Source organism: Shewanella sp. 1180_01 (assembly GCF_052850535.1).
Window position 1 is genome coordinate 25,737 of the sequence record NZ_VXCT01000050.1, and the last position, 11,131, is coordinate 36,867.

Sequence of the window (11,131 nt, forward strand, 5' to 3'; positions counted from 1 at the left end):
AATTGGCACTCTTTATCCGAATAGCAACCCCTAAATATTGAACCTTTAGGGATGGCATAATGTGGCACTGGATCAGCAGCATTAACTCGGTAGCTGTCTCGCCGCAGCGATATTTTGTAATCGCTGCAATATCTCTGGCGAAGCCGACACTTGCGTTAAACTCAAAGGTAAGCGCCGCTGCCAGTTAGGATATTCGAGCCAAGTGCCGGGAATGTTCACCGCATGGCGATCGGCTAATAAATCACACAGTTGCACGCTGTACAGCGCACTATTTCCGCGAGCCCCTAAGGTCATCCAAGCCGTGAGCAAGGTTTGAATATCGAGTTCGGCTATCATCACCTCGGCTAACAGACCTTGTGCGACTAACAGTGAAATAAGCTGCTGCTTTTCATGTTCACGCCCAGCCAGTGCCTCGCCCAATTGTTCGTCAGTTTCAAACAGGGATAACTGTCGACGCAGGTGTAAATCGCTGCCGCACCACCAAGCTACTAAGGTCGGCACATCGTGGTTCGCCAGCATCATCAGGCTCTGGGACTTGTATTGATCCGGTGATTTAAAGCCTTGATGGTCTTTGCAGAAATAGAACAATTCGTTGGAGTAAATGCCAGAGGTGTAGAGACGATGAATAATGTCCGGTGGCACTAGCCCTAAGTCTTCACCAATCACCACACAGCGGGCGCGTTGACTCTCAAGGCAAACGATGGCGAACAAGGTTTCAACGGGATAATACACATAGGCACCGTGGCCGAGTTGTTTATCCAGTGGCCACCACCAGAGGCGCAGTAAGCCCATCACGTGATCGATACGCAAGGCGCCACAGCTTTCCATATTGGCGCGGATCAAGGAGATAAAATGACTGAAATTATGTTGTTTTAACTTCACCGGTTCGAGGGGCGTTAAGCCCCAATTTTGCCCTTGGGGCGCAAAGGGATCGGGCGGTGCGCCGATACTGGCATGCAAACAAAACTGCTCGGCATTGGCCTGTACTTCACTGCCCTGCAGCGCTGCGCCAACGGCCAAATCACGGATTAATCCCAGCCCCATGCCCACTTCTTTCGCTTTTAGCTGGCAAAGGTGTAACTGGTTTTCGGCCACAAATTGTAGGTAAAGATAAAAACCTTCCTCTTGTACAAACGCTTTTGGGCTACGTAAGTATTCCGCTTGAGCAAACTCTTGCAGCGCAGTGCCCTGCTCACGCACAAACTCATGGAATCTTTGCGCTCTGGGCGTGTCGTTTGCTAAATGGGTTTCACAAAAAACGCGATATAACTGCTCAAAGGCACGGTATTTGAGCTCACTCACCTTAGGATAATCGAGCCAATTGTCACGATTCAGTAAGGCGATGGCCTCTAGCCAAGTAGCGCTTGAAAACTCAGTCGCAAGCGTTTGGTATTCAGGAACACTTTGTAATTGAATATAAAGAGGATTGAGTCTGCGGCGATCGCACGGACTATAGGGACTCGGATGCTCTGGCGCCGCAATGTCGAGGGCATGCAAGGGGTTGAGTTGAATAAAATCCGCGCCCTGCTCCGCCACCAGCGAGATCAGTTGTTCTAAATCGCCAAAGTCGCCAATGCCCCATTGGCTCTCGCTGCGTAAACTGTAGAGTTGAACGCTGATCCCCCAAGGTTTATGCCGTTTACCTTGGACGACAGCCGTGAGTACGCCTTGATAAGCGGCCCGCGGTGCCACCATTAAGGTGCCAGAAAACAAAATGCAGGTATCAGCCTCAGCCGTCGCACTGCTCTCTAGCGCCGAGCTTGGCGCTGGTTCACTGGTCGATAGAGCATGCTTTAAGCTTAAAGCTATGCGATGAAAGCCCAAACCTAACACTGAGAAATCACTCACATTTTTGTCAGCTGCATGTGCAAATGAGTCTTGGTTTTTGATTAAGGCAGGCTTGTTAGTGAACGCTTGGCTGCTCAGGAAATAAGACGCTAAATTCACCGCCTCAGTCTCGGCGGGGATTAAGTGTTCAGGGGAAGCTTGGGTCTTGGCCTCAGCTAAATCGAGGCGTGCTAATCCCAGTTGCGTAAGATCAAGGCGATAATGGAGATAAAGGGTTTGTTCAATGCGGTAATCGCCAATGGGCTTAAGCGCTGAAAACGGCACATCAAATACGATGGACTCACCCTGTTCGCATTCAATTGCCACACTCAGATCTGAAGTATAGGTTTCAGGTAAACAAAGGCTTATCCAAGGTTCATCCACGAAACACCAATGGAATTCGGGTAACACCTGAGTCCAAGGACGGGCATCCAGCAAGTCAATTTCTGAGGCGATCAGCGCTTCGGTCAATACCGCATCGACGTTAGTCAGCCCAGCATCACTCGATAACGCCTCTGTAGCAGAAGCATCAATGGCAGTCCCTGCCACAGTGTTTTTTTCCTGTAACATACAGGTCAAGATACCTTGCCTGTCTACCTCGGAAATATGGATCTCTTGGCCAAAACAATCAGTAAATTCTGCTCCAACCCCCCGCAAATACAGCAACTTTTCCAGCCCCATATTTTGTCGCCCCCGCGACCGCTCATCCATGGCTTTAGATATACAGTAACCATGCCAACCAAAAGTAACAAGAAGATGACATAAATATTTCAGGGAAATAACAAAAAACTTTTTCAAAAAATCAGTAACTTACTAGAAGCACTCAGTTAAGTTCGCGCGCAGTGACAATCGAAATAATAAACATGGAACGCACCAAATTGGGGCATGCGTTCAGCAAGAGGGCAAGTATGCTTCCCAAGGTATTGACGAAAGGCAGTCACGAGAGGCAGTTACAAAAGACAAGCACTAAGCAGGGAACTAAGGCATAGAAATAACATGACAGGCGTAAGACATTTATATGTCATAGCATTCGAACTAAAACCCAATGAATTAGACCCAAAACATATCGACTAGTGAGTTCGATGCAACACTTTGTATCAATTGCACTTTATAACTTGAACAGCCTATCTCTCCTCTGTCAACATCTCATCTCGCTACAGCGTAGAAACATAATAACAACATTACATTCATGGAGCCTGCTATGCCCTCGCTTATCCGCCAGAGGCTCGCTCGATGGAACGCTAAAGCAGAAACTCCCCAATGATGATTGAGAATAAGGATATGAAATGAAGAAGTTATCAGGATTACTGTTTGTCGGCTGCATAGCCTTAACCGGTTGTGAAGGAAGTACAGATGGTGATCTAACGCCGACGCCACCGACGCCCGATCCCACTCCGCCAGCCTTATCTGCGGATGTGTGTTATTTAATGAAAACCACAAAAGGCGATATCACACTCGCCATTGACTTAACGAACATGCCTATCACAGGTAAAAACTTTAAGCAGTATGTTGATAAGTCTTTCTATAACGGCACCTTATTCCATAGAACCGTTAATAACTTTATGATCCAAGGCGGCGGTTTTACCACAGGGCTCAAAAGCAAACCAGGCGATGCCCCCATCAAAAATGAAGCCGCAGTCGGTATTAGCAACAAACGTGGCACTATCTCTATGGCTCGCACGGATGATCCAAATTCTGCAACATCACAGTTCTTTATCAATGTGTTAGATAATCCACATTTGGATGCGTCTGCAAGTAGTTATGGATATGCCGTGTTTGGCAAAGTGGTTGACGGTATGGATGTGGCGGATCAAATCAGCATAGTACCAACAAAAAGTAGCGGTGGTTTCGCCAACACGCCAGTACAAGAAATTCTGATTAACTCTGTGGCTACAACAAGCTGCCCTGCAGCTTAAGCATCTAAAAAGACGCACAGCTAAAAGCAAAAAAGCACTGAATCTTCAGTGCTTTTTCATTTTAAAAACGAATCGATTTTAACGTCTAATCATTTAAAACATGATCTAAACGATTACTCGTCGCCTTGGATCTTTCCAACTAAGAGCATAGGCGCCGCATCAATTTTATCGGCGTCCATCATAGTCGCGATACGCTCAACCGCAGAGAGCAATTGACTCTGTTCCCATTCTTCAAGATTCTGATAACGCTTAATAAAATGATCCTGTAGCGGTTTAGGCGAGTCCTGTAACAGCGCTCGTCCCGCATCGCTAAGGTATAAATGCACCTTACGTTTATCAGTCTCACTGCGCAAACGGATCACTAAACCACGGCCCTCGAGTCGATCGATAATAGTCGTCACAGTCGCAGGGCTCAGCGTGATCTCTTCCGCCACAGTTTTAGCCAATGGCGCATCCAATTGGGCGATTTTTTGCATCACCATCAATTGCGGCCCAGTTAAACCTGAATGTTTGTTCAGCTGGCGAGAATGAATGTCGATAGCGCGTATCACTCGACGCAGCGAAATGAGCAGTTGTTCGTACTTTTCCATAATGTCCCGTCCCAGTTGTCCAGTGCACCTTACCAGAAAGCGCGACTGAACTCACCAAGAGGAGGCACTTTTATGGTAAAAGTCCCTTAGATTACAACATGAATTGACGCGATACCGACAACACTAGGCGCTCGTCACTGGTATCTAAGTTCATGCTGGTATCTTCAGCGGCAAGGCTGAAATCAAAGCCGCTCCAGCTGGTCATATAGGCAACGCGATAGTGATTAAAGGATTTACCGCCATCCCATGACCATTTGTCTTCATCAAGTGACGTAGAGCGGTCAACACTGAAGCGAATATCATGGCCTTCGGCAACGCTAATCGTATGGCCGAGCAGCATAGTGTAATGTCCGCCGCCCAAACCAAAGTAGTCCCATGTGTAGGTTAACTTAGCTTCAGAGTGGCCAAGGGAAGTGTCGTAACCTAGCTTACTATACAGCTCAGGATAGTTGTACTCATCGGAGAAGGAATCGCCGTGGTAGGTGTAATAGGCCAGCCCAACATCGAGACTCAGTTGCTTGTTCAGCTGATAATACTTACCCGCATAGGCATCGAGCTCTAACCAAGTGTCATCGCTGCCACCAAAGTCGACGTTCGAGGTAAAGCCGCCCACGTACCATCCCGAATCAAAACCGTAATCCAGACTGCCTTGCAGTGCTGGGCCGTTGTCCGTTTGGCTGACACCGTTAAAAGTGTAATCCGACGTCGCCGTCACAGTGGCCGATAATCCGGCATTCGCAGCAGTCGACATCAATAGCAATCCGCCGGCGATAAGATAAAAACATTTTGATTTCATTATTAATTTTTCCATTAGTTAGCTAGCTCAATTTTAGTAAAGTCGATTTTGTTCTCTTTTGGCGAGCGCTCAATGGCACGAACTGTTTGCAATTGCGTCATCATGATGTAACCAAAACAGCTAAAGATCAGGCCCAGTGCGATTGCACCAACCCATTGAATTTGAAGAAAGTCTAATTGAAAGAGTAATGTCAGACTGCAGAGCAACACTAAGTTAAAGCTGACATATTTAAGCTTGCCTAAACGCTCAATCGTCAGATTAAGATTGTCGGTATACAGGCGTACCAGTGAGTCGAGTGAATTAATCACAAAGGTCACCCCTACAATCACCATCGCCAGATTATAGAAGCCCGAGGTATCTAACCCATTGGCGCTGTAGTAATAAAGCACGGTGAACCAGATGGCGATGGGGATAGACGGAAACACCATCATGGCCAGCAGCACTTGGTAGGTTTTCATCCCGCCGACAAAGCGCGAGGTAAATTGACCAATCATAATGCTCCAAGCAAACCACCAGAACAGATAAAACTCATGGTAGTCGTTGATGGGTAACACAAAATGTTGAATATTGCCGAAATAGTCGCCCAGCATGGCAAAGGTCGTAAAGAACTCGCCCACACTTGAGTCAGCCGATAAAAATGCACTGGCCCACATCATGGCAATCAAGCCTAAAAATAACCAAGTGCTGGCTAAGCTCAAAATACGCACATAACGTATGCTAGTGCTGGAATATACCGCCGCGGCAATCACCATAAATACGATTAAATAAAAGCTACCGACTATGGTTTCACCATCACCTAATTCGGGTAAATACCAAGGTAAATTGCTGAGTAACAAATAGGCGGTAAAAGCACAGGTGCCAATAATCACAATGTTATTGATGAACTTGACCAAAGGAATGTCGAAAAACTTCACCCTAGGTTCAATCACACAAAAATAGAAACAGGTTAAAAAGTAGAAACCCCAAATCAAAAATGCCCAAAAGCCAAACTCAATCGCCAGCGGATTGGTAAAGCCGTATTCAGGACTCGCCGCCACATTGGCATAACCGGCAAACTCGGTCAGTGGAAACATGATCAAGCCGACATCAAGGCCAGAGGTGAACAGAATCGCGATAAAGGTAAACGTACGCACAGGCGTCACACCGATACAGCGAATGTTACCCCAACGATAAATAACAAACGCAATCGCGGCAAAAGTGAACAGTATCCCTGCGGATAATAACCAGGTCATAGGATGCACTCCGTCCCAGTCGATACTGGATATAAGTAGGCATGAGGATATGAATCCATAAAATGTAACTCCATGTTTTTATTTAATAATAAAAAACTGAATCATTTTTAAAGGCAGCGCTCTGCCCTCAAGCCTTAAATATCGCTACTTAAAAAGCGCTCTGCGATAGTTAAACCCTGATAGATGTTCAGTCGTGAAAGTGATCAGTTGCACACTCACTGCGGGCTGACCGACCCTTTAGATAAAATGAATCATGACCCTTATTTTGAGTAATCAATTAATGAGTCACTTCAAAATTGAAGCCGCCAGTCCATCGATAAGACGGACCGAGCAGGCATGTTGTGCACTTATGGCGTTAACTTGCGCCGTTAACTTGTCGCAGTGCTTCTTTGTGTGGTTTGCCAAGCGTCGGCAACCACAACGGCGGAATCTGCTGGTGCTAACATCTCAGCCTCTAAAATCATATCCGCGGCGCGCTCAGCCAACATGATGGTCGGCGCATTCAAATTGCCGTTCGGGATAGTCGGAAAAATTGAAGAATCCACCACCCGTAAATTCTGCAATCCATGCACGCGGGTTTCGGGATCCACCACCGCCATCGCATCTGTGCCCATCTTGCACGAGCAAGAAGGATGATAAGCACTCTCAACCGATTGACGCACAAAGGCATCGATTTGCTCATCGGTTTGCACTTGTGTGCCGGGTTGAATTTCCTCGCCGCGATACTCACCGAATGGCGCTTGATTGATGATCTCACGGGTTAAACGCACGCAGGCTCTAAAGCCTTCAATATCATCGGGATGCTGTAAATAATTGAACTGGATCTTAGGCGGCGCTTTAGGATCTGCCGATACTAAGGTCACGGCACCACGGCTTTTAGGCTTGTTATGCCCTACATGCACCTGAAAACCATGCCCCGCAAAGGCTTCTCTACCATCGTAGCGCATAGCCGCAGGTAAAAAGTGGTACTGCAAATCTGGCCACTCGAGGCCCGCTTTTGAGCGAATAAAACCACAGGATTCAAAGTGATTCGTGGCCCCTAGGCCTGACTTATCTAAAATCCAACGGGCACCGATTAAGAACTTGCTGAATGGATCTAACTTGCCATTGAGTGAAATCGGTTTAAGGCATTTGAATTGGAAATAAAACTCTAAATGATCCTGTAAATTCTGACCAACACCGGGCAACTCATGTTGTAACTCGACCCCAGCATCGGCCAATACTTGGGGATCGCCAATGCCTGATAATTGCAGCAAATGCGGCGAACCTATTGAGCCAGCAGCTAAAATCACTTCTTTATTACAACGAATATCTTCAACTTTGCCTTTGTGCTCAATGCGAACGCCAACGGCCGCTTGCCCTTCCAATAACACTTTGTGCACTAAGGTGTGGGTCAACACAGTGAGGTTACGTCTGGCCATCGCCGGGCGTAAATAGGCATTAGCGGTAGACCAACGCACGCCTTTTTTGACCGTCATATGCATAGGACCAAAACCTTCTTGCTGCGCCGCATTATAATCTGCGGTCGATAAATACCCCGCCGCGATGCCCGCATCCACAAAGGCTTGGTATAAGGGATTTTGCATCTGGTTGCCGTTATTCACGCCTAACGGCCCAGACTCGCCGCGATACTCATCGCCACCAAAGGCCCAGGTTTCTGCCTTTTTAAAGTACGGTAAGCAATGGCTATAATCCCAGTTGGTCGCCCCTTGCGCCTGCCACTCATCAAAATCTCTGGCATGACCCCGGACATACACCATGCCGTTGATCGACGATGAACCGCCAAGCACCTTGCCCCGAGGACAATGCATCTTGCGATTATCTAAATATGGCTCAGGCTCAGTTTCAAACTGCCAAGCAAATTTAGGGCTGTTCATCGGAATCGATAACGCCGTCGGCATCTGAATAAAGATGCTCTTATCGCTGCCACCTGTTTCTAATAACAGCACTTCGTTTTTAGGATCCTTTGACAGACGATTAGCGAGCACACAACCCGCTGAGCCTGCGCCAACTATGATGTAATTATAATATTTTTGCTCTAATGACTGAGTCAAAATGCCTCCTTAAAATGGGCTTTCTAAGGGCTGCAGACCCACGTAAACGGCTTTAACTTGGGTGTAATGCTTGAGTGTCTCGCTGCCGTTTTCACGGCCAATACCCGACAACTTATACCCACCTACTGGCATTTCTGCTGGCGATGCGCCATAGGCATTGATCCAGCAAATACCTGCTTGTAACTGATGAATAACCCGATGTGCACGGCTGATATCTTGGGTGAACACCCCAGCAGCTAAGCCCATGGCGGTATTGTTTGCCCGAGCAATCACTTCGGCTTCATCTTTAAAGGTGAGTACCGACATCACAGGGCCAAAGATTTCCTCTTTACAGATACGCATCTCGTCGGTGCAATCGGTGAAAATGGTTGGGGCGACAAAGTAACCATTGGGAGCATTTTCAGGCGTTAATGCTGTACCACCAGTTAGCAGAGTTGCGCCGTCATCGATACCTTGCTGAATATAATCGAGCACTTTTTGCTGGTGATCTTTGGAGATCAAGGCGCCAAAATTAGTCTCTGGCGCCATAGGATCGCCCACCACGATATTGGTTTGAGTACGCATAAGCAGTTTTTCGATAAAGTCTTGATAAACCGACTCATGGACAAACACTCGCGTCCCATTGGTGCAGATTTCACCTTGGGTGTAGAAGTTACCGAGCATGGCACCTGAAACGGCATTGTCGATATCGGCATCGTCAAATACGATAAGCGGTGATTTACCGCCGAGTTCCATAGTGACGTCTTTTAATGAACTTGCCGCCGCGGCCATGACTTTCTTACCGGTACCGGCTTCACCAGTGAAAGACACTTTGGCAATATCCGGGTGTCCCGTTAACCAAGCGCCAACCTTGCCATCGCCCATCACGACGTTAAATACGCCATCGGGCAAACCCGCCTCACTTAAGAGTTGCGCTAATTTCAGTGCGCCAAGCGGCGTTTCTTCCGAAGGTTTAAAAATCATCACATTGCCGCTGGCTAAGGCCGGCGCAGCCTTCCAACAGGCGATTTGCAATGGATAATTCCAAGCGCCAATGCCAGCGCAAATGCCTAAAGGCTCGCGGCGGGTGTAATAAAAATCCCCACCGACTTGCTGCTGCGCGCCCTCAAGCCCAGGGGCGATATGGGCGAAAAACTCAATGGCATCAGCGCCTGTGACCACATCAACCACTGAGGCTTCTTGCCAAGGTTTACCTGTGTCGCGCACTTCGATTGCCGCGAGTTCATCATTACGAGCGCGCAATAATGCGACCGCGTTTAATAGAATACGACTGCGTTCGGTGGCACTCATGGCAGACCAAATCGCAAAGCCTTTTTTGGCGCTCTCGATGGCCGCTTGCTGAATTTTTTCATCGGCCACTTGCACTCGGTACGCCAATTGTCCTGTGGCAGGATTAACGACGTCGAAGGTTTCGCCGCTATCGTTAGCGAGCAACTGACCCGCAATAAAGTTGTACTGTACTTCTACTGACATGTTTTGACTCCATGCTGCTTTATCACATTGTGGATAAAGGTTTTGCATAATTTTTCGGCCTGAACAAAATCCTGTTCAGGGGTTTCACTTAAGGCGCTGCGTAACCAAAATCCATCGATCATCGCCGCCGTTTGCTCAGCAGCCATCAGGGCAAACTCTTTGGGCAACACGTGCCGAAAGGAAAAATGTAAGTTGCTGTATAAGCGGCGACTATTAATATTCTGCAAACGGGCTAACTGGGGATCGTGGACGGCCTGTGCCCAAAAACTCAGCCAAGTGTGAGTGACATTTCGTGAGCGCTGTAACTCGGTAAAATTCGCTTCAACTATCATCATTAAGCGCTCTGTTGGCGCCAACACTTGTCCTTGGATTCGATTGAGCAACGCCTGCTTTAACTGCTCGAGCAAGTGGCGTAGCGTCGCTTGGATCAAGCCCTGCTTACCACTGAAATAATGACTGATGATCCCCGACGACATTCCCGCCAACTGACTAATGCTGTTGATAGTCGTGTGCTGCAATCCATGCAAGGCAACCGATGCTAATGTCGCATCGATAAGCTGCTGTCTGCGTATCAATTTCATTGCGGCTTTAGGCATAAATACTCAAGGAATAACCACTCTCTCAATACTCTGAACGACGTTAATTGAACGTTCAATTAACAATCATGATAATGATTAGTGATGTAACTATCAACCTAAAATAGCACAGTGACAAAGCTCACAAGTTAGTTATGAAAAAAATAATTAATGTGTAAAAACAAGATAAATGTATAGATTTCTTTGACTTGCGGCCCTACCACAACCACAGCAGTACGCAGAAATTAATATTAGATATCAAACTAATTAACTGAAGTTAATGCTACGAATGAGAGTATTAATGAGGTTTAACCTCTGTTAGATTTAACAATTGAGCCGTCAAATTTTAGCTAAAAATTGGGATGAAAAGTGAGATAACAAGACCAGTAAAAAACACACAAAAATGATGCATCATCACTGGCGCTCCCCCCCAGAAAAACCATATCGTACGCCAACACTAATACCCGTCATAAAAGTCCGAAGTTTAGTTACCGAGTTCCAACTTTAGTGGGAAATTGCCCCCAGATAAGCGCCGAACTCGATCGAGCTCACACTTTCACTACCTCCAAATTGGTAGCTTGATCACCAGAAAAGAACACAACTTAATCTTTACAAGAAAATAGGTGGATTTTATGGCTGCTAAATTTTTTATTCCTTCTGTCAACGTA

General features: G+C 47.0%; 8 protein-coding genes. 1 reads left to right on the forward strand and 7 read right to left on the reverse strand.

Annotated features, from left to right (window positions below):
* Positions 1-81: 81 nt before the first annotated feature.
* Complete coding sequence (gene malQ, locus FW758_RS19525) at positions 82-2,508, reverse strand: 4-alpha-glucanotransferase (RefSeq protein ID WP_446446260.1); 2,427 nt, start codon at positions 2,506-2,508, stop codon at positions 82-84.
* Between the two features lie 605 nt (positions 2,509-3,113).
* On the opposite strand from malQ, the gene FW758_RS19530 reads away from it, so the two are divergent.
* A complete protein-coding gene (locus FW758_RS19530; RefSeq protein ID WP_446446261.1) occupies positions 3,114-3,743 on the forward strand; it encodes a peptidylprolyl isomerase in 630 nt (209 codons plus the stop codon).
* Positions 3,744-3,856: 113 nt separating this feature from the next.
* Here the strand turns inward: FW758_RS19530 and FW758_RS19535 are convergent, their stop codons facing one another.
* The 6 genes from FW758_RS19535 to betI all read right to left on the reverse strand — a co-directional run bounded on the left by FW758_RS19535 (position 3,857) and on the right by betI (position 10,484).
* Positions 3,857-4,333 (reverse strand): MarR family winged helix-turn-helix transcriptional regulator, encoded by a 477-nt coding sequence (locus tag FW758_RS19535; RefSeq protein WP_006080852.1) that lies wholly within the window; start codon positions 4,331-4,333, stop codon positions 3,857-3,859.
* Positions 4,334-4,424: 91 nt separating this feature from the next.
* Entirely contained in the window at positions 4,425-5,129 is a 705-nt protein-coding gene (locus tag FW758_RS19540) for a TorF family putative porin (protein ID WP_446446262.1), read from the reverse strand.
* A gap of 14 nt (positions 5,130-5,143) precedes the next feature.
* A complete protein-coding gene (locus FW758_RS19545) occupies positions 5,144-6,361 on the reverse strand; it encodes a choline transporter (protein WP_006080850.1) in 1,218 nt (405 codons plus the stop codon).
* A gap of 368 nt (positions 6,362-6,729) precedes the next feature.
* Positions 6,730-8,415 carry a choline dehydrogenase gene (betA, locus tag FW758_RS19550; protein ID WP_446446263.1) on the reverse strand — a complete coding sequence of 562 codons (1,686 nt, stop codon included), beginning with the start codon at positions 8,413-8,415 and terminating at the stop codon, positions 6,730-6,732.
* A gap of 9 nt (positions 8,416-8,424) precedes the next feature.
* A complete protein-coding gene (gene betB, locus FW758_RS19555; protein WP_446446264.1) occupies positions 8,425-9,888 on the reverse strand; it encodes a betaine-aldehyde dehydrogenase in 1,464 nt (487 codons plus the stop codon).
* A complete protein-coding gene (gene betI, locus FW758_RS19560) occupies positions 9,879-10,484 on the reverse strand; it encodes a transcriptional regulator BetI (protein WP_006080847.1) in 606 nt (201 codons plus the stop codon). The genes betB and betI overlap by 10 nt, the downstream gene beginning before the upstream one ends.
* Between the last annotated feature and the right edge of the window lie 647 nt (positions 10,485-11,131).

Excerpts from the sequence above, each read along its gene's own strand:
- betI (WP_006080847.1), bottom strand. The coding sequence starts at position 10,484 with ATGCCTAAAGCCGCAATGAAATTGATACGCAGACAGCAGCTTATCGAT.
- betB (WP_446446264.1), bottom strand. The coding sequence starts at position 9,888 with ATGTCAGTAGAAGTACAGTACAACTTTATTGCGGGTCAGTTGCTCGCT.
- FW758_RS19545 (WP_006080850.1), bottom strand. The coding sequence starts at position 6,361 with ATGACCTGGTTATTATCCGCAGGGATACTGTTCACTTTTGCCGCGATT.
- FW758_RS19530 (WP_446446261.1), top strand. The coding sequence starts at position 3,114 with ATGAAGAAGTTATCAGGATTACTGTTTGTCGGCTGCATAGCCTTAACC.
- malQ (WP_446446260.1), bottom strand. The coding sequence starts at position 2,508 with ATGGGGCTGGAAAAGTTGCTGTATTTGCGGGGGGTTGGAGCAGAATTT.
- FW758_RS19540 (WP_446446262.1), bottom strand. The coding sequence starts at position 5,129 with ATGAAATCAAAATGTTTTTATCTTATCGCCGGCGGATTGCTATTGATG.
- FW758_RS19535 (WP_006080852.1), bottom strand. The coding sequence starts at position 4,333 with ATGGAAAAGTACGAACAACTGCTCATTTCGCTGCGTCGAGTGATACGC.